The sequence below is a fragment of the Bacillus cereus group sp. N11 genome, assembly GCF_016483605.1.
In the GTDB taxonomy this organism is placed as follows: Bacteria; Bacillota; Bacilli; order Bacillales; family Bacillaceae_G; genus Bacillus_A; species Bacillus_A toyonensis.
This window is the reverse complement of sequence record NZ_JAEHBN010000001.1, coordinates 491,708-517,078: the sequence shown is the minus strand read 5'-3', so window position 1 is coordinate 517,078 and position 25,371 is coordinate 491,708. Positions and strand designations below refer to the sequence as shown.

The following is a 25,371-nucleotide window of genomic DNA, read 5'->3' as shown; positions in this document are numbered from 1 at the left end:
AAGAGTTAATGTTTCTATATTTTAACAAATTATTCTGAAAATAGGTATGATTTTTCAATTTAAAGAAATGGATATTTAATTATTAAATTATACTTGTATATTTTGGAATATGATTATACAATATCGTTATACGATGTATCGTTAGTCGATATATCATAAGACGATGTATCGGAGGTAGGTATAATGAATGCAAAAGCACAAAAATATATTCCGTTAACAGAGGCGACGTATTACATACTTTTGTCATTAGTGAAACCAATGCACGGATATGGAATTATGCAAATGGTGGAAGAGATGACAAAAGGGGAAGTAAGGCTCGGTCCTGGTACTTTATATGGGAATACGACGAAGTTACTAAAAGAGAAGTTAATTGTTGAAGTGGCCTCTACAGATAGAAAGAAGTGCTATGAGTTAACGTCGTTTGGGAGAGAAGTGTTAGAGCTAGAATATAACAGGTTACAGAGATCTGTAAGAAATGGAAACAGTATATTAGGGGAGTGAATGGATGATGGGGACAAAGAGGATATTCAAACCTTTCGCGGTATGGAGTTTAGAAAAAGAAGAAGACTTTTTAAGAAAAATGCATCAAAAAGGTTGGGCTTTACAAAAGTATAATGTAATGTATACGTTTAAGAAAACTGTGCCGAAAGATGTAGTATATAAAGCGGATTTTAGATTGGATTATAAAGATTCAAAAGAAAAACAACAAGAATATATTGATATATATGAAATGTGTGGATGGAAACATGTAACGAGTTTTGCAAAATGGAATTATTTTTGTAAAGAAGTAGAAGAAGAAAATGAGTTGCCTGATATATATTCAGAAAAGGATACGAGGATACAAAAACTAAATGAGTTATTACTATTCTTTGTAATTGTGTTTGTAACGATAATGCCAACGTTTTACTTATGTTTTCTTGGACCATCAGAATCTAGAATTCCTTATATATTTAAAGGTATGGTAGGGTTTATAGGTTGTATGTATTTATATATATTTATTAATATAACTTGGAAGATTAAACAGTTGAAAAAGGAAATATTGTAACAAAGAGTGGAATTATTAAAGAAGGGGGATATGGGAATTATCTTCTTTAATTCTTATATATTTTTATTTTTTGTTCGCTATTTTTTACACAATAAAAATATGTGTATTCAAGGTATAGAACGAACAATTGTAGATGGAGTATCCCGTAACAATACCTAAAAAATCATAAATAAGGAACTACTGATTAACAATATTTTATCCCGCATTAACGGGCAGTAAGAACCCCACCTCAAAATTCAGCGAAAGCAAAAAAGTTAGGTGGGGGATCAAATACCCGTAAAAGCCCGATTGGTGAAGGCTAATAATCAGTGGGAGATGAACAAAACCTCCACTGATTAAAGTTTCACTTTATGAGAAAGACTGATTTTGAGCAGGTTTAATAAATTGTTCAGGGTTTTCAACAAGTCCGCATACAGCGCATTGGACTCGGTATGTAGGTCCTTGATAAGCCATATGAAAAGCATTCATCGTTTCATTAGTATACTCTTCTTCTACTTGACCAGTTTGAGGATTTAACTTTACTGGTTTTACTTGTTGCTCAAGAATGTTAAAGCGAGTACGATTTGTTTTACAGCTTGGACAAAGCATTGGTTCCATATGTATACACCTCCATTTGTAGCATTTCTTAAACAATATAATTTTATGCAAGTAAAAAACTTTCTCAATATAAATAGGTGTTTAAAGTATTTAAAATTCAGAAAAAATAAAATATAATAAAAGTACGAACTGGTTATGTCCAAACCAAATCTCCTGTTTTATGCCAATAAGCTGGGAGGCCGAGAAATCGGCCTCATTTTTTTATGTTCATTTGTAGGAAGAACAAGGTTTTTTTTAGTTTTTGTCGAATTTTTAGGGATGAATACAAAAGGGGGATGTAACATGAATTTAAAAATGAAATACATCATTTTATATGTAGAAAAGTTTGAAGAATGTTTAAGATTCTATAAAGATACTTTACAGTTACCTATAAAAGCTGAGCATGGTACATATATTGAATTTAATACTGGATCTACAATATTAGCGATGAATACACGAGAAGACGTGAAAGAATTAACAGGACTACCGCTTACAGAAGGTGAATTACAATCTTCTCACTTCGAAATAGGATTCGTAGTTGAGAATGTACAAGAAACAATTGAGCAATTCAGAGAGCAAGGTATTAAAGTTTTAGTAGAACCAATTGTGAAACCGTGGGGACAAACAATTGCCTACATTGCTGATCCAGATGGAAATTATATTGAAATTTGCAGTTCATTAGAATAGAGGGAGAAAAAGAGATGGGATTTCCGAAACTAGAAACAGAACGTTTACTTTTAAGAGAACTTACACTATTAGATGCAGAAATGATGTTCCAATATTTTTCGAAAGAATCTGTTATACGTTATTTCGGAATGGATTCTTTCGAAAATATTGAGCAAGCGAAAACAACGATTCAAACGTTTAAAAATCGTTATGAAGAAGGCAATGTGTTTCGCTGGGGAATAGAGAAAAAGGGGACGGACCAATTAATCGGAACGTGCGGATTTCATTTAATTAACAATCATCATAAACGAGCTGAAATTGGTTATGAATTAGATGATATATATTGGGGAAAGGGATATGCATCCGAAGCATTACAAGCCATTTTAACTTACGGATTTGAAACGTTACAGCTCATAAGAATCGCTGCTGTCGTATATGTGGAAAATGAAGCTTCTCAAAAATTGTTGAAAAAAGCAGGGTTTCAAGAAGAAGGATTACTTCGAAAACATATGATTCAAAATGGAGTTGCTCATGACACCATTTTATTTTCTTTATTAAAAGAAGAGTGGAAGAAGCAATGAGTACGAGTGAAATTATAAGTATAATGAAGAAACATAAAGAAAACCGATTCATTATCGGAATAGATGGTTTAAGTCGTTCGGGAAAAACAACATTCGTAACTAAATTAAAAGAAAATATGAAACAAGAAGGCATTCCGTTTCATATTTTCCATATTGATGATCATATAGTGGAGCGTAATAAACGCTATCAAACAGGATATGAAGAATGGTATGAGTACTATCATTTACAGTGGGATATTGCATACTTGCGGCAGAAATTATTTCAAAAGTTACAACATGAAACGAAATTGAAATTGCCTTTCTATTATGATGATACAGATTCATGTGAAATGAAAAAAGTCCAGCTCCCTATTGTAGGTGTAATTGTAATTGAAGGAGTTTTTCTACAGCGAAAAGAATGGAGAGATTTCTTTCATTATATGGTGTATTTGGACTGTCCAAGGGAAACAAGGTTTCAGCGTGAAAGCGAAGAGACACAAAAGAAACTTTCAAAGTTTCAAAACAGGTATTGGAAAGCAGAGGAGTATTATTTAGAAATGGAATTGCCGAAGGATAGGGCGGATTTAGTCATACAATGATTCGAAAATAGAAGGGTGAATACAATGAATATTTTGTGGGATTTTGATGGGACGTTATTTGATACGTATCCTGCATATACGAAGATGCTTTCTGAAATATTAGGTGATACAGTAGATGAACAAGAAATATACAAAAACTTGAAAATATCATATTCTCACGCAATTCATTATTATAATATTTCATGTGAGCAGGAAGAAAAGATTAAAATTTTGAAGAAGAAATTTACTCCAAAAGATATGAAGCCTTTTGCTGGTGTCGAAAAGGTTTTGAAATTTGCAGATAAAAATGTAATCATGACCCATAAACATAAAGCAGGGGTTATGGAAATTTTAAAATATTACGGATGGGACAAATATTTCGTCGATATGGTTACAATTGACGATGGTTTCCCTCGAAAACCGAATTCTTTAGCGTATAATTATTTACATAAAAAGTACAATATTGATTTAGCTATTGGAGATAGAGAGTTAGATTTATTACCGGCAAAGGAATTAGGTATTTCAACATGCATGTATCAAGGGATTTGTGATGTAGCGGATTATTCTTTGGCACATTACTCGGAATTTTTTAAGGTAGTGGTTGATAGAGAGGTTTCTTTATAAATGGTTTGAAAATAACCTCTACTTTTCATACAAAAAGTAGAGGTTATTTTCTATGTTTTGTATGTAGTAGGTTAATTATTTCAGAAGCTTTTTCAAGAGCTTTATTAGTTTCTTTAAAAAGATTGGCTGTATAGGTTATTCATGGTACACCTGCATATACATTAGTAGAAGAAAATTTACTTTCGTTAGTTTCAAATTAAAATAAGATTTTTAATAATGGAGAGGGGTTAAGATATGGACTTTCAAAAAATGTTTAAAAAATATCGAGACGACCATCAACATCCAATGAATAAATTTTTTCACTTTATTGGTATTCCTACGATTATCATTTCTATATTCATTTTATTCGTGAATTGGAAATTAGGGCTATCACTATTTATATTAGGATGGATTTTTCAATTTGTAGGTCATGCAATTGAAGGTAAGAAGCCGACTTTCTTATCAAACCCAGCATATTTGGTAGTAGGTCCAATATACTTTTTTAAAAAAGTATTAAAAAGAAATTAACTTAATAAAAGCACTATAGGCGGTAAAATAAAATCAAATTATGGTTATTCGTGTTAGTATGAAATCATAGCTATACAGAAGGGGTGGGTTATGATGAAAACCGAAATAGTCCTCAAAAAGAAGTACAGTATAATAAGCTATATATCTTTACTTGTCGGAATTTTGTGTTTCTTATTCGTTTTTATAACTCCAACGAGGATAACGAATGCGGGTAATATAGTGGGAGATTATATTACTATTGCTCTTACAGGCGTAGGTATCATACTTTCCATAATTATAATGACGAAAAAAACAGAGAAGAAGGGGATAGGTATTCTTTCATTCATACTGTCCTCATCATTTTTTATATTTTGGATTATCACGATTATCTTATTGTTTACTGGTCAAATTAATTTCGCACCGTAATGTGCAATAAAAAGAGTCCTTCATGTGAGAAGGACTCTTTTTATTCGGTATCTTCAGGTTGATATTCTAAAATATCTCCTGGTTGGCATTCTAATGCTTTACAAATTGCTTCTAAAGTTGAAAATCGAATCGCTTTTGCTTTTCCGTTTTTCAAAATAGAAAGGTTAGCCATTGTAATTCCAACCTTCTCCGAAAGCTCTGTTACACTCATTTTTCTTTTCGCTAACATTACATCAATATTAATTATTATTGCCATATTATTCACCTCAGACCGTTAAATCATTTTCTGATTTTATATTAATAGCATCTTTTAATAGTCTTTGGAGAACGGCAGCAAAGACAGCGATAACCAATGAAGCAAAAATCATAATCATTCCAATAATAATAATGCCCGGGGCGTCATCTCTCTCTGCCACGAGATAGAAAAGCGGCATGCCTAATACATATAATACACTAATTGTTAATGCACTGTTCTTAATATTTTTCAACGCTTTTACAGACAATTTTGAGAATGCGTTGTTTTTGTCAATATAGTTTAACAGCTTAAACGTTTGGTACAGTGCGAAATAGTAAGGTATTGCTGTTGCGTATAAGTTGATAAATACAAGATATTTAATATATGCAATATCAGGATATAATTCTGCAGCGAAATTCCCTATTTTAGGAACTAAAAAAATGCACATAGCAAGAACAGGAATTCCCATAAGAATAACAGCCGTCTTTAAAAAGAGTGTTGATCCTTGTTTCATAAAAAGCACCTCATTTAATTATTATCTATATAATTTAACATGTAATTTATTGTTTAACAATAAACTTTTATTTAATTTAATCGTGTTTTTATTGATAAACAAATTTTTATATGATGAAGAGAATAATGACACTTTAATAGTAGAGAATATAAGGCTGTGACATATAACATTATTTAATTAATGAACGAAAGTGACGGTAATTGTTGTTAGCTTTATGACAATAGGGAACTAATAAAAAAGAACATATATAAGTTTGTATAAACGTAATGGGAAATTGGATCTTGTATATAAATGAATGTAAAGTTTATGGAGGAACAAAAATGATGAAATTGAGTAAAAAAGTGAAGGGGATATTATTAGTATCAACTGTAACATTAAGTGTATTAAGTACTGAAAGCATGATGAATGATCAGGCGGCCGAAGCTAAGGTGAAACAAGTAGAACATCAACCAAAAAATATAATTATGATGGTTATGGATGGAACGAGCTCTTCAGCAACAACGTTAGCTCGCTTGTATAAAGGGGCACCGCTTGCATTAGATGAAATCATAACAGGAGGTGTTCGCACATATTCAGCAGAATCCGCTATTACAGACTCAGCCCCAGCAGCTACAGCTTTAGCAACAGGGAATAAATCAAATTCAGGATATGTAGGTGTATTGCCATCTATTGTGAATTCACCTAGCTTAAAACCAATTAAAGAAGAGGAGAAGATGCGGCCAGTTGCGAACGTTCTAGAAGGTGCAAAGCGCTCTGGTCGCGCAACTGGAATTGTAGCTACATCTGAAATTCAACATGCTACTCCTGCTGGGTTCTCTGCCCATCATGCTAACCGCAAGCATTTTGACATAATTGCGAAGCAGCAAGTGTATCAAAATATAGATGTCGTATTAGGCGGGGGAAAAGCAGCACTACAGCCTGTGAAAAAAAATGGAATCCGTAAAGATGGTGAAGATTTAGTTAAAGTGATTCAAGATAAAGAATACGACTTAGTTGAAACGAAAGATGCATTATTGAACTCTAAATCTGATAAAATTTGGGGCTCTTTCTCACATAATGCCCTTGCGTTCGATATGGATCGTGAAGTAACAAATCCAGAGCAACCAACACTTTCTCAAATGACGAAAAAAGCAATTCAAACATTATCAAAAGATAAAGATGGCTTCTTTTTATTTGTAGAAGGAAGTAAGCCAGATTGGGCAGCCCATGCGAATGATCCAATTGGGATTATTAGTGATGTATTGGCATTTGATAATGCGGTTGCAGAAGCATTAAAATTTGCGAAGAAAGACGGTAATACGATGCTCATTGCTGTAGCTGACCATGGCAACAGTGGTATCTCTATTGGCAATAGGAATACGACAAAGGGATATAATACTAAACCTGTATCTGCATACATTGACCCATTAAAAAAGGCGAAAATGACACTTGAAGGGACTACAAATAAACTGAAATCTGATTTATCAAATGTAGAAGGTGTAGCTAAACTATACGGTTTGGACAATCTAACTCAAGATGAAAAAGAAAAATTAAAAGCGGCAAAAAAGAAAATGGATGTAGGTCGAATCCTTACTATGTTATTGGCTAATCGTGCAAATATTGGCTTTACGACAGGAGGACATACAGGTGAGGATGTATTCTTATACTCTTATGGACCACAAAAACCAGAAGGCTTAATCCAAAATATAGACATTGCGAAGACGATGGCGAAAGCAATGGGCTTTAACTTAGAAGAAGTAACAAATAAAATATTTTTAGAGAGTGAACAAGCCTTTAAGAGAATTGGTGCCACTGTATCAATCGACAAAACCGATGTAGCAAACCCAGTGCTCGTAGTAAATCATAATAAAGTGGAAGCTCAATTAAGTGTTAATAAAAATATAATTCGTATTAATGATAAAGAGTATGAATTAGGAAGTATTATTGTAGAGAGTAATGGGAAGTTCTATGTACCGGAAGAAGCAATTCAATTATTTGTAAAGCATTCTCGTTAAAAAATTGCCAACTAGCTAACCTTGCTAAGCGAACTGGTTGGCAATTTTTTTGTGTTTTGTCCTGTAAATAGTGATGTTTGGATTCTGCCGCAAAGTTTTCCAGAAGAGACTTATAAAAACAAGAAAGGAAAAAAATGCTTCTCTGAAAATAAAGAAGTTCGTTTGTAGAATAGAGAATTGATACATATAGTAAAGTTTTAATAAGTAATGTATGATCACTCAATATTTACAGAAAATATATTAATACTTTAGAATTCCTTTAATTTTCATTATTATTTGTTTAAAATTATCCGTTATATTTATAATGTGTTTATTTCAATTTATCGTATTGCGACGCAGTTTCACACAATTATAAAGAAATCCAAAAAATAAAATTTTCACTAGAGTACATTTAATCTTTATTTATTGAAAAAAAATGATTATGCAACTAAGAAAAGTGCAATTTATTGAAATAGAGGTATATTAGAATTTATTTGAAGAAAAAGAGAATGCACCAATTAGTATTTCAATGCTGTGCAGGTGAATATGGAAGCCAATTGTCGGGGTAATAACGGAAATGGCAGCATATGAAAGAGAGAGGGAATAAAATGAATATAGTGAAATTACGTCCTAAGCAGCGGTCTAAGTATCGCATTATAGTAGGGACATGGTATTACTCTACAAAGAGGTACATTCAGTGGTTAGTAGACGGAAAAACATATGCAAAAAGGTTCCAACAAGAAAAGCTGCCATGTACAGCAATTCAGCACCGAACAATACTACTTCGGAAGCTCAAGGATGTAGATATGTGGTATCAAAACAATAAGGTTGTTAATTTAAAAATTGCTATTAAAAAACTTAATGGTATCGTCATTAGACCGGGAGAAACATTTTCTTACTGGCGTTTAATAGGTAAGCCTACGAGGAAAAAAGGGTATGTAGAAGGTATGGTTTTACACTATGGATCTTTTCAAACAGGTATTGGAGGAGGCCTTTGTCAGCTTTCAAATTTAATATATTGGATGACTTTACATACACCGCTGACAGTAACGGAGCGATATCGTCATAGCTTTGATGTCTTTCCTGATTCCAGGCGAACGCAGCCGTTTGGAAGTGGAGCGACGTGCTCTTATAATTATTTGGATTTGCAAATTAAAAATGACACGGATCAACCATATCAACTTCACCTTTATATGACAGAGAAATATTTAGTTGGTGAATGGAGAACAATGTATCCGCAACTTTATCAATATGAAGTTTATGAAAAAGAACACGCCATTCAGCCTGCATACTGGGGTGGTTATATACGACATAATGTGATTCAACGCAGAGTATATAATCAACAGAAGCAGTTTATAGAAGATCAATATGTAACGGAGAATCACGCTATAATGATGTACGAACCACTTTTAGTTTGTAAAAATGAAAATAGTGAGTAATATGGTAAACCCATAGATTATATAGTATAGAATGTATGTAATTGTTATTTTTATCAAAAAAGTATAAATCCTAAAGTTACTTGGTTTTCATTGGAATGAAAATAAGAAACACAGATGTGAAAAAGCACTGTGTTTTTTTATGTATTTATTGGAAAAAAAACTCGAATTATCGGCACAAATGCTCCTTCTTTATTATTATAGAAGCTATTTTGGACGTAAGTAATTTGTAAGAAATGAGTAAGAAAAAAGAGATTTTCATTGTGTAAAATATTTATTATATCTACACATAACACCTGATACTAATAGTATGCTATAATATGAATTAGCAACATACAGGAAAGGAATTAGAAAAATGACCTTACAAAATACTAAAAATTTAAAAAAACAAGTTGCTCCTTTTGAAAAATCAACGATTAAAAAAAGTGTTTGGCAACTTATCAACACAATAGTTCCATTTATTATTTTATGGTACCTTGCTTATAAAAGTTTGTCAGTTTCTTATTGGTTAACATTAGTTCCATCTCTGTTAGCCGCTGGATTTATGACACGAATTTTCATTATTTTTCATGATTGCACCCATTATTCCTTTTTTAAAAGTCGACGTGCAAATAGAATAGTTGGAACATGTATGGGTGTTTTAACTTTATTCCCATTTGATCAATGGGGGCATGAGCATTCTATTCACCACGCTACGAGTGGTAATTTGGATAAGAGGGGTACAGGGGATATTTGGACGCTTACAGTTGATGAATATGTAGCTGCACCATTTAGACTTCGTTTAGCATATCGTTTATATCGCAATCCATTCGTTATGTTTGGATTAGGTCCGATTTATGTTTTCTTGCTTAAAAATAGATTTAACCGAAAAGGTGCAAGACAGAAAGAACGTATGAATACTTATTTGACGAATATATTAATCGTTGCTTTAATAGGGGTACTTTGCTGGGCAATCGGATGGCAATCGTTCCTTTTCGTACATGGTACTATATTCTTAATAGCAGGCTCAATAGGTATTTGGCTGTTTTACGTACAGCACACATTTGAGGATTCTTATTTTGAAGAAGATAAAGATTGGGAATATGTGAAAGCGGCAGTGGAAGGAAGTTCTTTTTATAAGCTTCCAAAAATTTTGCAATTCTTAACTGGTAATATTGGATTCCATCATGTTCACCATTTAAGCCCAAGAGTACCTAACTATAAACTAGAAGAGGCACACAATAATACGCTTCCGTTAAAAAATGTACCAACGATTACGCTTGCTACAAGCTTACAATCACTACGTTTCCGTCTTTGGGATGAGAAAAGTAACAATTTTGTTAGCTTTAAAGATGTCAAAAATATAATTAAAAATAATGTTTCTGTTCGAGTGAAATCCGAACTATAACTTCATCGCATATGAAAAACTCCCCTTAATCATTTTTGATTTAAGGGGAGTTTTTGTTTAAATAATAGATGATTGATGAGGAGGGGATTTCAAATTGTAATGACGAAGGATTAGGAAATGCTGTTAAGGATAATTGATTCGCGTTTAAATGAAAATGATGAAGTGAAAATAGAGCCTGCTACAAATTTGCAACAGGAATCTATTATGGATAGCCGAAGACATCGGCTGAACGAAATTATCCGTTATCTTAATAGCGAATGATTACAATCGACTATTTCTCCCAAAGCTCGATGAGTCGTCCTTCAGGATCTTTAATCCAAATAAACTTTCCAAATTGGTATACCTCTTCTTTCTTTTCAAGAGGTATACCAATTTGTTCAAGATGCTGAATAGTCTCATGTAGATTATGTACTTGGAAATTTAACATCACTTGTTGTTCTGTTGGAAAATAATTGTCATCTTTATTGAAGAAAGAAAAGATAGTCTCAGTTCCTGATTCGGGTTTAATCACAGTCCCATTCCAATTTTCTATTTCAATCTTCAATACTTCGCTGTACCATTTTTTTATAACATCAATATTTTCAGTTCTCCAAAATATTCCTCCGAATCCTTTGATCATCTTATATAACTCCTGTCTATTTTTAAATTTTTAATGTGACGTAGTATAAATTTAATATATCAAAACAAAGTGGTAATAGTAAGGAAAAGCATCAACTTATGAACAATAAAAAATAATAATTGCTAACAGCATTTCCTACATTAATTATACCGACATCATCTTTGAAACCAAAGTAAAGGAATGTAGCAATACTGACCCGTTTGAGTATAACACTTGAACGCAAAAACCTCCTGAACAATTCAAAACACGAAGTGCTATAAATAATCATTTCAATAGTATAGAAGAAATAGGGGAATTGTTCCTGAGAAAATGAAAGAACGATAAAAGACAGCACATGAAGTAAAATCCATGTGCTGTCTTCTCTGTATCGTACAGTATTACAAAGTTTCGCTAATTTTAGTTTCTTTATGAGTATTAGTGGCGATTTTTTTCTTAATCTTAAAGTGATAGTACGTGTAGCAAAAGATGATAAATGGTACAGTACAGTAGATTCCTAGTCTTTGATCGGGGATAAAGATAAGACTTACTAATATAATGCCATACAATCCAAAACCAAGAATGGGTACAAGTGGATAAAGTGGAGTTTTGAATTTTAAGTCTTCTAATTTTCCACCTTCAGCTAAATAGCGTTTACGGAAAAAGAATTGAGAAACACAAATTGACATCCAAACAATGATTGTAATGACCCCAGAAATCGAAATAAGCCATAAATAAACCGTTTCAGCAGCTACCACGCTTGTCAAAAGAGAAAAAGCAGAAATAGCTATCGTCAAGATTAAAGCATTTAGTGGTATTCCTCGTGATGATAATTTCTTTAAAAAGGCTGGCGCCATTTCATTTTTTGATAATGACCAAAGCATGCGAGTTGCGGCGTACAGTCCTGAGTTTGCGACAGAAAGAACAGCAGTAAGAATAACAAAGTTCATAATATCAGCTGCATACGGAATACCGATATTATCAAAAACAGCAACGAATGGGCTCTTTGTTAATCCTGCTTCTTCCCAAGGAATTAAAGCTACGAGAACAAAAATTGCTAAAACGAAGAAAAACATCGTGCGCCATATAATATTTCTAATAGAACGAGGCAAAGTCTTTGCTGGATCTTCACTTTCACCAGCTGCGATTCCGACAAGTTCTGTACCTTGGAAGGAATAATTGACCGTAACCATTGTTAATAGAATAGCGGCAAGTCCATTCGGGAATAAACCACCGTGATTTACGAAATTTGAAAGAAGCGGAGCTGGTTCGTCTCCTTTTAAGTCAATAAAACCGAACATAGCGGCGCCACCAAGAATAATGAAAGCGATAATGGCAGATACTTTAATGCTTGAAAACCAAAATTCTGTTTCTGCATAACTACGAGCAGATAATGCGTTTATAGTGAATATGGTAACGCCAAATATTAAACACCAAACCCAGACGGGAATATCAGGAAACCAGCGCTGCATCGTAATACCGGCAGTTGTAAATTCAAGACCGGTTGTATTCGCCCAGCTTAACCAATACAACCAGCCGATTGTAAACCCAGTTGCAGGGTTAATAAACTTGGTTGCATATTCCTGGAAAGAACCTGAGACAGGCATGGCTACAGCAAGCTCACCAAGACATAGCATAACGAGATACATTAATAATCCACCGGCCATAAAGGCAAGTACGGATCCGCCAGGTCCAGCTTTACTTATAATAAAACCAGATCCGTTAAATAACCCCGTTCCAATCACACCACCGAGTGCAATCATGAATAAATGTCTACTTTTCATTGTGCGCTTTAATTCATTGTTTGTATTGTTTACTTGCGTCATTGTTTTCCTCACTTTCAAAATTGGTAGTATGAAAATTGATGTTTTTCCGTATTATGGAATGTATTCCGTGATGTGAAATCTTGTTCTAATTTTCAGATAATTAAAAAGAAAAGTCAATATTTTTTTGTTTGCGTTTTCAAAATGTTGATAGCGTATCTTTTGTTTATTTTGAAAATTAAATAAATTGATTGATTTCAGTTTGAATTTTTGATAAATTGATAGTTAATTAGGCTAAACATACTACAAGTAAAGTTGAGGCGAATTATGGTACAGTCCATTGATCGAGCGATAAGTATTATTAAGCTATTAAATTCTACAAATGAAAAAGAGTATTGGGCTATTTCTGATATAGCTGATGGAACACATCTTCCGGTTAGTACAGTACATAGGTTACTTAATTCTCTAATGGAGCATGGGTTAGTTACACAAATTTCAGAAACAAAGCAGTACAAGATTGGGCCAATGTGGATGGAAATAGGATTACGTCAATTGGAGAAGGTAGACTATAGATCTGTTGCAAGGGAAGTGATGAAGCGATTGGCCGCTGAAGTGGAAGAAAGTGTCTATTTGAACATTCCAAATGGAACTCATTCTATTATTATTGAAAGAATTGATAGCCCTTTAAAAATTCGGGTTATCGATAACTTAGGGGAACAGATTCCACTTTCGATTGGCGCCGCAAATAAAGCGATGCTTGCCAATATGAAAACGAATGAAATGGAATACATTGTAGAACAATTACTTTCTTCTTTACCAGAACAAAAGCAAATTCTTCTTAATCAAATAAAACAAATAGAAAATGAAGGATATGCTGTAAGTTATGGTGAAAAAACAGAAGGGACAGCTTCAGTAGCTGCACCTATTATCGGATTCAATCATAAAGTAGTAGGAGCATTAAGTGTTGGGTTAATTAGTCATCGTATTAATGATGATCGACTATCTTTTCTTATTAGTAAGGTAAAAGAAGCAGCTCATGAAATTTCAATAAAAATCGGCAGTACATCAGAATTATAATTTTGATAACTGTCGTCATTTTTTATTCATATATTGGAATTGATTTTCATAATGCGGAAAAATAGGGGGATTACTATGTCAAAGTGGCAATCAAAAGAACAATTGATTCAGTTATTAAGCAATCTTGTTGAAATTCCTAGTATTACAGGTTCAGAAGCTGAAGTTATATTACCAGACTTTGTTGTAGAACAATTATCTGATTTACAGTATTTCAAACAAAATCCGCATCATTTGCAAAAAAGTCCGACAGGGGATGGACGATATTTTGTTACCGCTCTAGTAAAGAAAAGTGATAGTACGAAAAATACTGTAATTCTTGTTAGTCATTTTGATGTTGTAGATGTACAAGATTATGGAGTGTGGAAAGAAGAGGCATTTCATCCTAAAAAGTTAACATCTATGTTTTACTCCCATAAAGATGAACTACCAGATCATGTACGTGAAGATATAGAACAGGGAGATTGGCTATTTGGTAGAGGGACAATGGATATGAAATGTGGTCTAGCTTTACAAATGGCAATGGTTGAGCAAGCTTGTGAAGGAAGATTTGATGGGAATGTTCTTTTATTAGCTGTTCCAGATGAAGAAGTGAACTCCGTAGGGATGAGAGCAGCTGTTCCGAGATTATTAGATTTAGCAAGAGAACATGATTTAGAATTTAAAACGGTTCTAAATTCAGAGCCTATGTTTTCAAGGCATCCTGGGGACCAAAATAAGTATATTTATACTGGTTCTATTGGGAAGGTGTTACCTGGTTTCCTTTGCTATGGAAAAGAGACACATGTAGGCGAACCTTTTGCAGGCTTAAATGGGAGTTATATGGCTGCATTATTAACAGCAGAATTAGAGTTGAATACGGACCTTTGTGATATTGTAGATGGTGAAGCGAGTCCTCCACCAACTAACTTGCTTCAAAGAGACTTAAAAGAGGACTATTCTGTACAAATTCCGCATCGTGCAGTCACACTATTTAATTTGTTTTTACTAGAAAAATCGATGACAGATGTCGTTTCGTTGCTGCGTCAAAAAGTAACGAAAGTAGCAGAGAAAATCGAAGAGTCTTACGAGAAGCAAGCATATCGTTTTTCTAAATATAATCCGTTCATACCTCCTAATCTTAAAGTAAATGTATTAACGTATGAAGAGCTTATCGCGTATGCAATTGAACAACATGGAAAAGAGACAATAAATGATATTCAATCTAATATTATAAAAAATAGAGAAGATAAAGATGATCGTGCAGTAACAATCGATTTAGTTGATAAATTAGCTATATTATGTAAAGAAAAAGCGCCGATGATTGTACTTTTCTTCGCTCCGCCGTACTATCCAGCTGTGAGTTCACGCAACAATCCTTTCATTAAAGAGGTAGTTGTAGAAATGGAAAAGTATGCCCAATACAATCATAGCATTACATTTGAAAATCAAAATTATTTTGGAGGAATTTCAGATTTAAGCTATGTGGGCTTACAGAACCCATTGGATTCAATGAGTTCTCTTGTAGACAATATGCCATTATGGGATAAAGGATATTCAATTCCACTTCAGGAATTAGAAGAGTTTGACGTTCCAGTATTAAATATGGGGCCGGTAGGAAAAGATGCACATCAATGGACAGAGCGTCTAGACGTAAATTACGCATTTGAAACGCTATTCGATATGTTACCGATATGTATTGAAAAATTACTTGTATCTAATAAAATTACACAGTCATAGTTAGGTGTGTATAAAAGTGAATGAATGGAAAACATAACATTCTTAGAGAAGGTATAGAAATAGAAACCAAAAAGAGGATTTGAATATAATTATTTTAATATAATAAAAACAAAACGGGCAAACTCAATCATTTATGAATTTGTCCGTTTATCTTTTGGCGAAAATAGGGGGATGTAAACTACATGTGTATATAGTCAAAAACAGTTTGTAATTAGTGTTTACTTTTTAGTTTGATTAGATAATTCAATAGACTTTTGCGTGCAACGTTGCATAGCTGAAATGATGGCTGTTCGCAAGCCTTTTTCTTCTAATGTTGCTACAGCCTCTATTGTCGTTCCGCCTGGGGAACAAACCATATCTTTCAATGCACCTGGATGTATTCCTGTTTCCAATACCATTTTTGCAGAACCTAACACAGCTTGAGCTGCGAATTTATATGCTTGATTTCTTGGCATACCATCTAGTACAGCAGCATCTGCCATCGCTTCTATAATCATATATACATATGCTGGCGAAGAACCACTTACAGATGTTACAACATCCATTAATTTTTCGCTTACGATCTCTGTTTGACCAAAACTATTGAAAATGTTTAGTACATCTTCTAAATCTTTTTCTGTAACCATTTCGTTAGGGCATAAAGCAGACATTCCTTCTCCAACAAGAGCAGGAGTATTAGGCATTACTCTCACAACCTTTAATTTTTTATCAAAGGCATCTTCAGTACTATTAATGCTTTTCCCTGCAGCGATTGTTACGACGATAACGTCGTTTTTGATCACTTCTTTTATTTCATTAATTACGGAGGAGTATAAGTCTGGTTTGATTGATAAAATTAAAATATCAGCATTTTTAGCTACTTCATTGTTGTCAGTAGTTGTAGTTATCCCGTATTTTTCACTAGCATTTTTTAAATTCATAGTGTTCAAATCTGAACACATGATTTTATTTGAAGATACTATATTATTGTTTATCATACCGCCAATTATAGCCATCCCCATATTTCCGCATCCGATGAATCCAATTTGTTTGTTCATAATAACTCGATCTTGCTCCTTTTATAATTAATTATATCGGCTTGATATTATTATCTTAGAATAAAAATAACATCCCTGTGCAATATAAAGAAACATTCTAAGAGAATATATTCCTTTTTGCAACACTAAAAGATAAAAATTAATTATATTCGACATTATGTAAATATATACACTATAATTTAAGGTTTTATGCTTATGAATATGAGTTAAACTTATATCAATTTTTATTTTCATTCAGTAGGGCGATAATTTCATACCAGTAACTTGCGGCTCTATTTATTTTTAAAAATACCTCTTGACACCGAATCGAACTATATCGCATAATATAAAAAAATCAGATCGAAAATCGTTGAAGGGAATTAGTACATATGTCTTCTTACGAAAGAGAGTGGAATTCACCGGCTGAAAGATTCCTCGTATAGAATGTATCGAACCTATCCCTGAGTCTTAAATGAAAGTTTAGGCGTTCGCCTGCGTTATAGGCGTCAAGTGGATATCTATGTATATCAATCAAGGTGGTACCGCGGAACAATGACCGTTTCGTCCTTATTATTTTATTAAGGGCGAAGCGGTCATTTTTATTTTGCTCTTTCATACTACAGGGCAGCATGGATGAGAATAAATATAGCTGCAAACTGAATGAATAGAAGTGTAATGTATAAAAACTTTGATTTTAGACTTGGGGGTTACAAAAGTGAAAAAACAACGAATTGTTGTAAAGATAGGGAGTAGTTCCTTGGCAGATAGTCATGGAGGCATTTCTAAAGAACAACTTTCAGATCACGTTGCCGCATTGGCACGACTGAAACAGGAAGGGCATGAAGTTTTGTTAATTACATCTGGAGCCGTCGCAGCAGGTTTTTCTGCTCTTGGGTATCCTAGCAGACCAGTGACAACTAAAGGGAAACAGGCTGCAGCAGCTGTCGGACAAAGTTTATTAATGCAGGCGTACACAGAGGAGTTCCGTAAATATGATATTGTTACTGCACAACTTTTATTAACGAGAAGTGATTTTTCTAGAAAAGAACAATACAGTAATGCTTACGCTACTTTAGGAGAGCTACTAAACCGTTCCGCTCTTCCTATCATCAATGAAAATGATTCCATTTCTTTAGAGGAGCTGACGTTCGGTGATAATGATATGCTGTCAGCTTTAGTAAGCGGACTTGTGTCGGCAGATATACTTATGATTTTTACGGATGTGAACGGCTTATATGACAAAAATCCTCAAAAAAATACAGATGCGAAAAAATATTATTTTCTTCCTGAAGTTACGGAAGAAATCGCTTCTCTTGCTGGAGATGCTGGTTCAAAACTTGGAACTGGCGGTATGAAATCAAAAATCGATGCTGCAAAGACGGCGCTATCTCTTGGAGTGAGTGTATTTATCGGAACAGGACGTGGACAGGAAAAGTTTTTAGATGTTTTGAAGGGCAAAGGTGATGGAACGTATATCGGTAATGCTCCTCAAAAAGTAATTAAAATGAACAAGCAATGGATCGCCTTGCATTCGCTTGTTAGCGGTCAAATTGAAGTAGATGCCGGAGCAGCTACTGCTATCATTCAACATGGAAAGAGCCTTCTTCCTGCTGGTGTTACAAATGTGTCAGGATTTTTCCAAGTGGGTGAAGTCGTGGAAGTAATTACGCAACAAGGGCGCGTAATAGGAAAAGGACAATGCACATATAGCGCGGAGGAACTAAGGAATTTAAAAGGTATGCAAAGCCAAGATATTCAAGCAAGAGGCGAAAGGCATAATTATGAAGTCATCCATAGAGATCATTGGGTTTCATTTTAAGAAAAGAGAGCACGCAAATTTGAATGGGCAGGTAAGTTTTAGATACTCGTGTTAAATGGTTCTCAAATAATATACGGATTAACCTTTAAAAAGGAGGAAATAAAAATGAATGAAGTGTTGGCAAAGGGGAAAAAAGCGAAAGAGGTTGCTAGAGAACTTGTGCTTACATCTACAAATCAAAAAAATGAAGCACTTACCGCAATTGCTGATCAGTTGATAGTAGAAACAGCTTATATTGTAGAGGAAAACAAACGGGATATTGAAGAAGGTAAGGCAAAAGGATTTTCTGAGTCACTCCTTGATCGTCTTATGCTGAATGAACAACGTATCATTGATATGACTGAGGGAATTAAGCAGCTAATTGATTTACGTGATCCTGTTGGGGAATGTGTAAGTGCATGGGAAAGACCAAATGGACTATCTATTCAGGAGATGCGAGTACCACTTGGTGTTGTCGGGATGATTTACGAGGCAAGGCCGAATGTGACAGTAGATGCTGCTACAATTTGTTTGAAAACAGGAAATGCAGTCATATTGCGTGGTAGTTCTTCCGCTATCCATTCTAATAAAGCGATCGTTGCTGTAATTCACCGAGCGCTCAAACAAACGAGCTTGCCTCAAGAAAGTGTACAGCTCATAGAAGATACGACGCGAGATAGCGCGAAGCAGTTATTTACATTAAATGACTACTTGGATGTTCTTATCCCAAGAGGTGGCAAGCAATTAATCGATACTGTAGTAAGAGAAGCGTCTGTTCCAGTACTTGAAACAGGTGCGGGAAATTGTCATATTTTCATTGATGAAACAGCGGATAAACAAATGGCATTTAATATTATTATAAATGCAAAAACGCAGCGTCCATCTGTATGTAATGCAATTGAAACGATTATACTTCATGAAAAGTGGGCGCAGCAATTTGGTAGCGAACTGTTTTCTTTATTGAAGGAAAGAGGCGTGGAGCTACGTGGTGATAAGAAAGCATTGGCAATTGATTTTTCTATTGCATTCGCTTCAGAAGAGGATTGGGAAACTGAGTTTTTATCTCTCACGCTAGCAGTTAAAGTCGTTTCTACAGTAGAAGAAGCGATTCATCACATAAATACGTATGGATCCATGCATTCCGAAGCGATTATTACAGAGAACGAGGAAAACGTCAGCAAGTTTTTCACATCCGTTGATGCCGCAGCACTTTATCATAATGCATCGACTCGTTTTACGGATGGATCTGAATTCGGATTTGGCGCAGAAATTGGCATCAGTACGCAAAAGCTACACGTAAGGGGACCAATGGGACTTCCTGCATTAACTTCTACAAAATATGTGATTCGTGGGAATGGACAGATTCGGGGATAAAAATTATAAAAGAAAAAGTGAAATAATAACGAAAGACACCCAATTTCATTTAGGTGTCTTTCGTTATTATAAGTATTGATTTACCACACAAAAAGCCCCACGAGCATAGCGCTTAACAAGGAAACAGCCATTCCGCTAACAAGAAGCTTCCAAACATTTTTACCGATTATTGATGATTTTTCTCCGCCAAATAATGAATTGTAAGTTCCGTATATCATACCTACTGTACTAAAGTTAGCAAAAGAGGCTAGAAATGTAGTTGCAACAGCAATCGTATGCGGTTGTAAAGACTTTAAGTTTGATTTTAAATCCATCATGGCAACAAATTCATTCGTTGTGATTTTGATTCCCATTAATTCAGCTACATACATAGCATCTTTACCTGTTAAACCGAGTAAAAAAGCAAAGGGGCTAAAGATAATGGAGAAGATTTTTTGAATTGTTAAACCTGCTACAAAAAAGCTTAAAATACCATTTAAACATGCTGTTAAAGCTACATATCCAATTACCATAGCTAAAATAACGATTACCATATTCATTCCGACTAACATACTGTTTGAAATAGTAGAAAAGAAATCTTTTTTTTCATTTTTTGAAGGTTTATAAACAACATCTTCTTCTTTCGTAACTTCAATAGGGTTTAAAACATTAGCTAAAATTAATGCGTTAATACAGTTTAAAGGAATAGCGCTGAAAATATATGTTGCTGGAACCATTGATAGATAAGCACCAAGAATGGATCCGCTGACACTACTCATACTCATAATTCCAAAAGTCAACAAACGATTTTCTTTTAAAACAGATAATTGATCACGAACAACCGCAAGTGCTTCCGTATTTCCTAAAAACATCATTTGAATGGAAAAGAAACTTTCTAACTTTGGTAAACGAGAAATCTTAGAAATAAGTGCACCAACTTTATCAATGATCCAAGTTAAGACTCCAAAGTAGGAAAGGATATCAAAAAAAGTGATAACAAAAATGATAGGAAGTAAGGCGCTAAAGAAGAAATCAACTGTTTGATTTTCCATAGCTGAAGGAAATGCAAAACGAATACCTTCATTCGCGCACGATAGTAGCCAACTGAAAAATGACGCAATTTTATTAATAATAATACTGCCCAATTTGGTGCCTAACATAAACCACGTAATAAAAAGCTCCAATATGATTAGAATAACGATTGGTCTCCATTTTATTTTTCTTTTATTAGGCGAACAAAGGAAGACGATTAATATTACAACAAAAATCCCTAACATATTTAATATGAAATGCATGTCAACAACTCCTTGAGGCTTATTATTTGTATATAAAAAAGCCTCTATTCTTCCAAATTTGGATTATGATCAGGAGTTATGATGAATGTGAATTATGTTTAGCATTCATCTATTTCAATTAATGTACTAACAATTAATGTTTTCGCTTTATAAAGTATATGTATTAGGAATGTAAAGCAACAAATTAAATCTATTGACGGAACGAAGGATAACTAATAACTGCATCCATTTTTAAATTGTTTAGGCGAAATACCAGTATGTTTTTTAAATACCTTTGTAAAATGACTTTGGTCGTGAAAATTTAGTAATGTAGAAATTTCGGATATAGAATGTCTCGTATATGTCATTAACTTTTTTGACTCATCGACTTTCGCACGCTGAATATATTCATTTAAAGAAATTCCAACTTCTTTTTTGAAAAGGGAAGATAAATAACTAGGGTTTAATGTGACTATTTCTGCAAGGATATTTAGTGTAATATCACCATAAAGATGAGTGAATATATAATTTTGACATACGTTTATATGTTTTGAATGTTGCTGCATTGTACTATTTTTGACACGTTCTGCAAACTCAAGTAAAGCATTCTCTAAAAAAGGGGGAATTGCTTCATTTTTATGTATTTCTTCGAGTTTTTGTATAAATAAATCACTAATAGTATATGCGATTTCAGGGAAAACTCCGCCTTCAATAGCAGATCTAGTTGCAAGTGTAATAGCTGCAATGGCAGAATTCTTTTGGCTTCGCAGGTGACTTGTCTTTGATAACACCCCAAGTTCTCCTGATTCAGGTAATCTCCTTAGATTTTTAATTAACTCCTCCTTTTTCCCTTGCTTAATACATTCAAATATTTTCCTCTCGGCTAGTGGATCGATATGAGTTAATGTACTTTGTCGTTGCTCTGATATATGTACATCAGGCTGTTCAATTTCGAATTCCACCTTTTTTATTAGCATGTTTTTTTGCAGTATATCAGCTATGTCCAACTGTTTCTGATATAGCATGTAATAAAGCACTAAACTTACATTTAAAAAACTCATATTATTTAATACGGGTAGAGAACGATAATATCGAATCATTTCTTCTTTGTTTATTTTTAGTTGAAGATCATTAACAATGCCGTTAATTGATGTTTCTGATAGCCTGGAATAAAGGACTGGTCCAACAATTATATTCCCACTAATTTGGTCGTTCAAACGCAGATGAATTGCGAAAAAGTTTTCGAGAAAGGCGGTCTCTACTAGTGACGGAAAAGTATAGGAAGGCTGTTCCTTATATAGTTCATTCAGTATTGCCTCTTTGGAAGAATACATAGGGTTATGCAGAATATTGGACGAGATTTCAAATACTAAATCTCCTTTGTTAGTAAGAAAATAGATAGGTGTTTTATGTAGATCAAAGACTAGCTTACAAATATAATATAGATCTTCTCGTTTGGAGCAATTCATTATTTTAACCTCTATTCTTTAAAAAACGGCTAAAATTTTTACAAGTAGTCTAAAAAATATACCATAATATCTGAAAGATAATAACTATAATATCATTAAGAAAGCGTTTACTTATATGTTTTTTAGGAGGGCTATCATGAAAAGAGATATAAAGAAAATCATTTCTGAAATGACGCTAGAAGAAAAGGCAAGTCTATGTTCTGGATTAGACTTTTGGAATACAAAAGGGATTGAACGATTAGGGATTCCATCAATTATGGTAACTGATGGACCACATGGTCTAAGAAAACAGGCAGAGGGAGCAGATCACTTAGGGATTTATAACAGTATTCCATCGACTTGTTTCCCTTCAGCAGTAGGGTTAGCAAGTACATGGAATAAAGACTTAATACATGAAGTAGGAGTTGCATTAGGAGAAGAATGTCAGGCTGAACATGTAGGTGTTCTCCTTGGACCAGGTGCAAATATTAAACGTTCACCGCTATGCGGAAGAAATTTTGAATATTTTTCAGAGGACCCGTATTTATCATCGCAAATGGCTATAAATCATGTTAAAGGCGTCCAAAGTCAAGGCATTGGAACGTCATTAAAGCATTTCGCAGCTAATAATCAAGAGCATCGCAGAATGTCTGTAGATGCAATTGTTGATGAAAGAACTTTACGTGAAATTTACCTTGCAAGCTTTGAAGATGTTATTAAGGAAGCACAGCCTTGGACAGTAATGAGTGCTTACAATAAAGTAAATGGTGAATACGCTTCGGAAAATAACTATTTGTTACATGATATTTTAAAAGATGAATGGGGATTTGAAGGCTTTGTCGTATCTGATTGGGGCGCAGTAAATGAACGTGTTGCAAGTTTAGCGAACGGTTTAGAGTTAGAAATGCCTTCAAGCTTTGGAATTGGTGAGAAGAAAATTATTGATGCAATGCATTGTGGTGAGCTAAGTGTAGAAAAGCTTGATCAAGCAGTTGAGCGTCTTCTTTACATTATTTTTAAAGCTTATGATAATCAATTAGAAAACGCTACGTATAGTAAGGACACGCATCATCAGCTTGCAAGGGAAGTTGCAAGTGAAAGTATGGTTATGTTACAAAATGAAGATTCCATTCTTCCGCTAAAAAAAGAGGGGACGGTAGCGGTAATTGGAGAATTTACAAAGCAACCACGTTATCAAGGCGGCGGAAGCTCTCATATTAATCCAACAAAGCTTGAAAGTATTTTTGAAGAACTTGAAATGGTATCAGGTGAAAAAACGAACATTTTATTTGCACAAGGCTATGATCTTGCAAGCGATGACGTAGATGAAAACTTGATTAATGAAGCAAAAAAAATAGCTGAGAGCGCAGATACAGCTGTCCTTTTCGTTGGGCTTCCAGATCGTTATGAATCAGAAGGCTTTGATCGAAAATATTTACAAATGCCAGAAAATCACGTGCAATTAATTGAGGCTATTGCTGAAGTTCAAAGTAATATCGTTGTAGTTTTAAGTAATGGTGCGCCAATTGAAATGCCATGGATAGGTAAAGTAAAAGGAATACTTGAAGGCTATTTAGGTGGCCAAGCATTAGGCGGAGCAATTGCTGATTTATTATTTGGTGATGCGAATCCAAGTGGGAAGCTAGCAGAAACATTCCCGGAAGTTTTAAGCGATAATCCTTCTTACTTAAACTTCCCGGGTGAAGGTGATAAAGTAGAATATAAAGAAGGCGTGTTCGTTGGATACCGTTATTATGATGCAAAAAATATTGAACCATTGTTCCCATTTGGCTTTGGGTTAAGTTATACAAACTTTGAGTATAGTAAACTTTCAATAAGTAAAAACGAGATAAAGGATACGGATACTGTTTCTGTTCTTGTAAACGTGAAAAATGCTGGTAGTATAGCTGGGAAAGAAATTGTTCAGCTGTATATAAAAGATGTTGAAAGTAGTATGATTCGTCCTGAAAAAGAATTAAAAGGATTTGAAAAAGTAGAGTTGCAACCGGGAGAAGAAAAAACGGTTAGTTTTACTTTAAATAACAGGTCATTTGCTTATTATAATGTTGAATTGAAGGACTGGCATGTTGAAACAGGTGAATTCGAAATTTTAGTAGGAAAGTCTTCAAGAGAGATTGTTTTACAAGATAACATATTCGTTCAATCAACGACTATAATTAAAAAAACAGTGCATCGAAATACGTTACTAGGGGACATATTTGCGGACCGAATGTTAGCACCAATTGCAAAAGAGCTTATGGAAAAAGCATTAAAAGACAGCCCGTTTGCAAGTATGGCTGAAGGGGATAGTGATGCCTCTGAAATGATGGATGCTATGCTAAATTACATGCCGTTACGAGCGTTAGTAAACTTTAGTGCAGGCGCATTTACAGAAGAAATGTTAAGTGAAATAATTGAGCTATTGAACGATGCGCAAATGAATCAATAAGCGGCGCATGTGAAGAAGTTAGATGGGGGATTACGGTCTGGAAATACCCGATTGGTTTGGGCTAATATTTTATACTATTAATAAACATAGATTTACAAAAAAGCAAATGAGAGCTAGCATCTCATTTGCTTTTTTTGAATTTATTCAGCTAATGTAAAATCAAATAATTGTCCATTATCTACAGCAGGCCCATTTAGTTCTTTGTAATGTGGGACATTGATATAAAAAGGTCCTTCGGTAGATTCCCACTTATTATCTGTAGCAATAAAAGTAATTTTATAAAACCTAACGTTTTCACTTCTTTCGGTTCGTATCTAGACTATGTCTGTTACGATGCTCTTTTTCTTATTACTTTATCTTGGGTAATGGTAGTAAT

24 protein-coding genes and 1 other annotated feature are annotated in these 25,371 nt (G+C 34.1%); of the genes, 16 read left to right on the top strand and 8 right to left on the bottom strand.

The window, feature by feature from the left end; genetic code table 11:
- The first annotated feature begins 183 nt into the window (after positions 1-183).
- Positions 184-501 carry a PadR family transcriptional regulator gene (locus JDS98_RS02720; protein ID WP_098711505.1) on the top strand — a complete coding sequence of 106 codons (318 nt, stop codon included), beginning with the start codon at positions 184-186 and terminating at the stop codon, positions 499-501.
- Between the two features lie 7 nt (positions 502-508).
- Positions 509-1,045 carry a DUF2812 domain-containing protein gene (locus JDS98_RS02715; RefSeq protein WP_199633574.1) on the top strand — a complete coding sequence of 179 codons (537 nt, stop codon included), beginning with the start codon at positions 509-511 and terminating at the stop codon, positions 1,043-1,045.
- A gap of 348 nt (positions 1,046-1,393) precedes the next feature.
- Here JDS98_RS02715 and JDS98_RS02710 read toward each other — a convergent pair whose 3' ends face one another.
- On the bottom strand, positions 1,394-1,642 hold the full coding sequence (locus JDS98_RS02710) for a hypothetical protein (RefSeq protein ID WP_000433610.1): 249 nt from the start codon (positions 1,640-1,642) through the stop codon (positions 1,394-1,396).
- A gap of 282 nt (positions 1,643-1,924) precedes the next feature.
- On the opposite strand from JDS98_RS02710, the gene JDS98_RS02705 reads away from it, so the two are divergent.
- From JDS98_RS02705 to JDS98_RS02680, 6 genes are all read left to right on the top strand, one after another.
- Positions 1,925-2,308: a VOC family protein gene (locus JDS98_RS02705; protein WP_098821288.1), complete on the top strand. Its 384-nt coding sequence runs from the start codon at positions 1,925-1,927 to the stop codon at positions 2,306-2,308.
- A 14-nt stretch (positions 2,309-2,322) separates the two neighbouring features.
- A complete protein-coding gene (locus JDS98_RS02700; protein WP_098711507.1) occupies positions 2,323-2,868 on the top strand; it encodes a GNAT family N-acetyltransferase in 546 nt (181 codons plus the stop codon).
- Positions 2,865-3,446: a kinase gene (locus JDS98_RS02695; RefSeq protein ID WP_199633525.1), complete on the top strand. Its 582-nt coding sequence runs from the start codon at positions 2,865-2,867 to the stop codon at positions 3,444-3,446. Before JDS98_RS02700 ends, JDS98_RS02695 begins: the two co-directional genes overlap by 4 nt.
- A 24-nt stretch (positions 3,447-3,470) precedes the next feature.
- Positions 3,471-4,049 (top strand): HAD-IA family hydrolase, encoded by a 579-nt coding sequence (locus tag JDS98_RS02690; RefSeq protein WP_087969435.1) that lies wholly within the window; start codon positions 3,471-3,473, stop codon positions 4,047-4,049.
- Positions 4,050-4,283: 234 nt separating this feature from the next.
- Positions 4,284-4,556 carry an Mpo1-like protein gene (locus JDS98_RS02685; RefSeq protein WP_000347329.1) on the top strand — a complete coding sequence of 91 codons (273 nt, stop codon included), beginning with the start codon at positions 4,284-4,286 and terminating at the stop codon, positions 4,554-4,556.
- 93 nt (positions 4,557-4,649) lie between these two features.
- Positions 4,650-4,961, top strand: coding sequence for a hypothetical protein (locus JDS98_RS02680; RefSeq protein ID WP_000845546.1), 312 nt, complete (start codon positions 4,650-4,652; stop codon positions 4,959-4,961).
- 40 nt (positions 4,962-5,001) lie between these two features.
- Here JDS98_RS02680 and JDS98_RS02675 read toward each other — a convergent pair whose 3' ends face one another.
- Positions 5,002-5,217 (bottom strand): helix-turn-helix domain-containing protein, encoded by a 216-nt coding sequence (locus JDS98_RS02675; RefSeq protein WP_000974611.1) that lies wholly within the window; start codon positions 5,215-5,217, stop codon positions 5,002-5,004.
- Between the two features lie 10 nt (positions 5,218-5,227).
- On the bottom strand, positions 5,228-5,710 hold the full coding sequence (locus JDS98_RS02670) for a DUF2975 domain-containing protein (protein ID WP_000809100.1): 483 nt from the start codon (positions 5,708-5,710) through the stop codon (positions 5,228-5,230).
- Positions 5,711-6,030: 320 nt separating this feature from the next.
- Between JDS98_RS02670 and JDS98_RS02665 the strand changes: the two genes are divergently transcribed.
- The 3 genes from JDS98_RS02665 to desA all read left to right on the top strand — a co-directional run bounded on the left by JDS98_RS02665 (position 6,031) and on the right by desA (position 10,506).
- Positions 6,031-7,704, top strand: a complete 1,674-nt coding sequence (locus JDS98_RS02665) for an alkaline phosphatase (RefSeq protein WP_199633524.1) — start codon at positions 6,031-6,033, stop codon at positions 7,702-7,704.
- A gap of 587 nt (positions 7,705-8,291) precedes the next feature.
- Positions 8,292-9,122 carry a VanW family protein gene (locus JDS98_RS02660; protein ID WP_199633523.1) on the top strand — a complete coding sequence of 277 codons (831 nt, stop codon included), beginning with the start codon at positions 8,292-8,294 and terminating at the stop codon, positions 9,120-9,122.
- A gap of 352 nt (positions 9,123-9,474) precedes the next feature.
- Complete coding sequence (gene desA, locus JDS98_RS02655) at positions 9,475-10,506, top strand: Delta(5) desaturase DesA (protein ID WP_000174972.1); 1,032 nt, start codon at positions 9,475-9,477, stop codon at positions 10,504-10,506.
- A gap of 271 nt (positions 10,507-10,777) precedes the next feature.
- Here desA and JDS98_RS02650 read toward each other — a convergent pair whose 3' ends face one another.
- Together JDS98_RS02650 and JDS98_RS02645 are read right to left on the bottom strand one after the other, a co-directional pair.
- Positions 10,778-11,125 (bottom strand): VOC family protein, encoded by a 348-nt coding sequence (locus JDS98_RS02650; protein WP_199633522.1) that lies wholly within the window; start codon positions 11,123-11,125, stop codon positions 10,778-10,780.
- Between the two features lie 377 nt (positions 11,126-11,502).
- Positions 11,503-12,927, bottom strand: coding sequence for an amino acid permease (locus JDS98_RS02645; protein WP_098055649.1), 1,425 nt, complete (start codon positions 12,925-12,927; stop codon positions 11,503-11,505).
- Between the two features lie 264 nt (positions 12,928-13,191).
- Between JDS98_RS02645 and JDS98_RS02640 the strand changes: the two genes are divergently transcribed.
- Together JDS98_RS02640 and JDS98_RS02635 are read left to right on the top strand one after the other, a co-directional pair.
- The gene (locus JDS98_RS02640) at positions 13,192-13,941 is read left to right on the top strand and encodes an IclR family transcriptional regulator (protein WP_087969424.1); all 750 of its coding nucleotides are present in this window, start codon (positions 13,192-13,194) and stop codon (positions 13,939-13,941) included.
- Between the two features lie 75 nt (positions 13,942-14,016).
- On the top strand, positions 14,017-15,657 hold the full coding sequence (locus tag JDS98_RS02635) for a M20/M25/M40 family metallo-hydrolase (protein ID WP_199633521.1): 1,641 nt from the start codon (positions 14,017-14,019) through the stop codon (positions 15,655-15,657).
- Positions 15,658-15,875: 218 nt separating this feature from the next.
- On the opposite strand, the gene proC is transcribed toward JDS98_RS02635, so the two are convergent.
- Complete coding sequence (gene proC, locus JDS98_RS02630) at positions 15,876-16,694, bottom strand: pyrroline-5-carboxylate reductase (RefSeq protein WP_001041316.1); 819 nt, start codon at positions 16,692-16,694, stop codon at positions 15,876-15,878.
- 340 nt (positions 16,695-17,034) lie between these two features.
- Positions 17,035-17,245, top strand: a binding site (T-box leader).
- A 143-nt stretch (positions 17,246-17,388) separates the two neighbouring features.
- Here proC and proB point away from each other — a divergent pair.
- Both proB and JDS98_RS02620 read left to right on the top strand, forming a co-directional pair.
- Complete coding sequence (gene proB, locus JDS98_RS02625; RefSeq protein ID WP_087969420.1) at positions 17,389-18,492, top strand: glutamate 5-kinase; 1,104 nt, start codon at positions 17,389-17,391, stop codon at positions 18,490-18,492.
- A gap of 105 nt (positions 18,493-18,597) precedes the next feature.
- On the top strand, positions 18,598-19,845 hold the full coding sequence (locus JDS98_RS02620) for a glutamate-5-semialdehyde dehydrogenase (RefSeq protein ID WP_199633520.1): 1,248 nt from the start codon (positions 18,598-18,600) through the stop codon (positions 19,843-19,845).
- A gap of 80 nt (positions 19,846-19,925) precedes the next feature.
- Here JDS98_RS02620 and JDS98_RS02615 read toward each other — a convergent pair whose 3' ends face one another.
- Together JDS98_RS02615 and JDS98_RS02610 are read right to left on the bottom strand one after the other, a co-directional pair.
- Positions 19,926-21,119 carry a nucleoside transporter C-terminal domain-containing protein gene (locus tag JDS98_RS02615; RefSeq protein WP_000545491.1) on the bottom strand — a complete coding sequence of 398 codons (1,194 nt, stop codon included), beginning with the start codon at positions 21,117-21,119 and terminating at the stop codon, positions 19,926-19,928.
- A 212-nt stretch (positions 21,120-21,331) separates the two neighbouring features.
- Complete coding sequence (locus JDS98_RS02610; protein ID WP_087969418.1) at positions 21,332-22,567, bottom strand: helix-turn-helix domain-containing protein; 1,236 nt, start codon at positions 22,565-22,567, stop codon at positions 21,332-21,334.
- A 136-nt stretch (positions 22,568-22,703) separates the two neighbouring features.
- On the opposite strand from JDS98_RS02610, the gene JDS98_RS02605 reads away from it, so the two are divergent.
- Positions 22,704-24,995 carry a glycoside hydrolase family 3 C-terminal domain-containing protein gene (locus JDS98_RS02605; RefSeq protein WP_199633519.1) on the top strand — a complete coding sequence of 764 codons (2,292 nt, stop codon included), beginning with the start codon at positions 22,704-22,706 and terminating at the stop codon, positions 24,993-24,995.
- Positions 24,996-25,371 lie beyond the last annotated feature (376 nt).

Excerpts from the sequence above, each read along its gene's own strand:
- JDS98_RS02680 (WP_000845546.1), top strand. The coding sequence starts at position 4,650 with ATGAAAACCGAAATAGTCCTCAAAAAGAAGTACAGTATAATAAGCTAT.
- desA (WP_000174972.1), top strand. The coding sequence starts at position 9,475 with ATGACCTTACAAAATACTAAAAATTTAAAAAAACAAGTTGCTCCTTTT.
- JDS98_RS02690 (WP_087969435.1), top strand. The coding sequence starts at position 3,471 with ATGAATATTTTGTGGGATTTTGATGGGACGTTATTTGATACGTATCCT.
- JDS98_RS02640 (WP_087969424.1), top strand. The coding sequence starts at position 13,192 with ATGGTACAGTCCATTGATCGAGCGATAAGTATTATTAAGCTATTAAAT.
- JDS98_RS02705 (WP_098821288.1), top strand. The coding sequence starts at position 1,925 with ATGAATTTAAAAATGAAATACATCATTTTATATGTAGAAAAGTTTGAA.
- proC (WP_001041316.1), bottom strand. The coding sequence starts at position 16,694 with ATGAACAAACAAATTGGATTCATCGGATGCGGAAATATGGGGATGGCT.
- JDS98_RS02700 (WP_098711507.1), top strand. The coding sequence starts at position 2,323 with ATGGGATTTCCGAAACTAGAAACAGAACGTTTACTTTTAAGAGAACTT.
- JDS98_RS02710 (WP_000433610.1), bottom strand. The coding sequence starts at position 1,642 with ATGGAACCAATGCTTTGTCCAAGCTGTAAAACAAATCGTACTCGCTTT.
- JDS98_RS02715 (WP_199633574.1), top strand. The coding sequence starts at position 509 with ATGGGGACAAAGAGGATATTCAAACCTTTCGCGGTATGGAGTTTAGAA.
- JDS98_RS02615 (WP_000545491.1), bottom strand. The coding sequence starts at position 21,119 with ATGCATTTCATATTAAATATGTTAGGGATTTTTGTTGTAATATTAATC.
- JDS98_RS02635 (WP_199633521.1), top strand. The coding sequence starts at position 14,017 with ATGTCAAAGTGGCAATCAAAAGAACAATTGATTCAGTTATTAAGCAAT.
- JDS98_RS02605 (WP_199633519.1), top strand. The coding sequence starts at position 22,704 with ATGAAAAGAGATATAAAGAAAATCATTTCTGAAATGACGCTAGAAGAA.
- JDS98_RS02665 (WP_199633524.1), top strand. The coding sequence starts at position 6,031 with ATGATGAAATTGAGTAAAAAAGTGAAGGGGATATTATTAGTATCAACT.
- JDS98_RS02660 (WP_199633523.1), top strand. The coding sequence starts at position 8,292 with ATGAATATAGTGAAATTACGTCCTAAGCAGCGGTCTAAGTATCGCATT.
- JDS98_RS02645 (WP_098055649.1), bottom strand. The coding sequence starts at position 12,927 with ATGACGCAAGTAAACAATACAAACAATGAATTAAAGCGCACAATGAAA.
- JDS98_RS02620 (WP_199633520.1), top strand. The coding sequence starts at position 18,598 with ATGAATGAAGTGTTGGCAAAGGGGAAAAAAGCGAAAGAGGTTGCTAGA.
- JDS98_RS02610 (WP_087969418.1), bottom strand. The coding sequence starts at position 22,567 with ATGAATTGCTCCAAACGAGAAGATCTATATTATATTTGTAAGCTAGTC.
- JDS98_RS02720 (WP_098711505.1), top strand. The coding sequence starts at position 184 with ATGAATGCAAAAGCACAAAAATATATTCCGTTAACAGAGGCGACGTAT.
- JDS98_RS02695 (WP_199633525.1), top strand. The coding sequence starts at position 2,865 with ATGAGTACGAGTGAAATTATAAGTATAATGAAGAAACATAAAGAAAAC.
- JDS98_RS02650 (WP_199633522.1), bottom strand. The coding sequence starts at position 11,125 with ATGATCAAAGGATTCGGAGGAATATTTTGGAGAACTGAAAATATTGAT.
- JDS98_RS02685 (WP_000347329.1), top strand. The coding sequence starts at position 4,284 with ATGGACTTTCAAAAAATGTTTAAAAAATATCGAGACGACCATCAACAT.
- JDS98_RS02675 (WP_000974611.1), bottom strand. The coding sequence starts at position 5,217 with ATGGCAATAATAATTAATATTGATGTAATGTTAGCGAAAAGAAAAATG.
- JDS98_RS02670 (WP_000809100.1), bottom strand. The coding sequence starts at position 5,710 with ATGAAACAAGGATCAACACTCTTTTTAAAGACGGCTGTTATTCTTATG.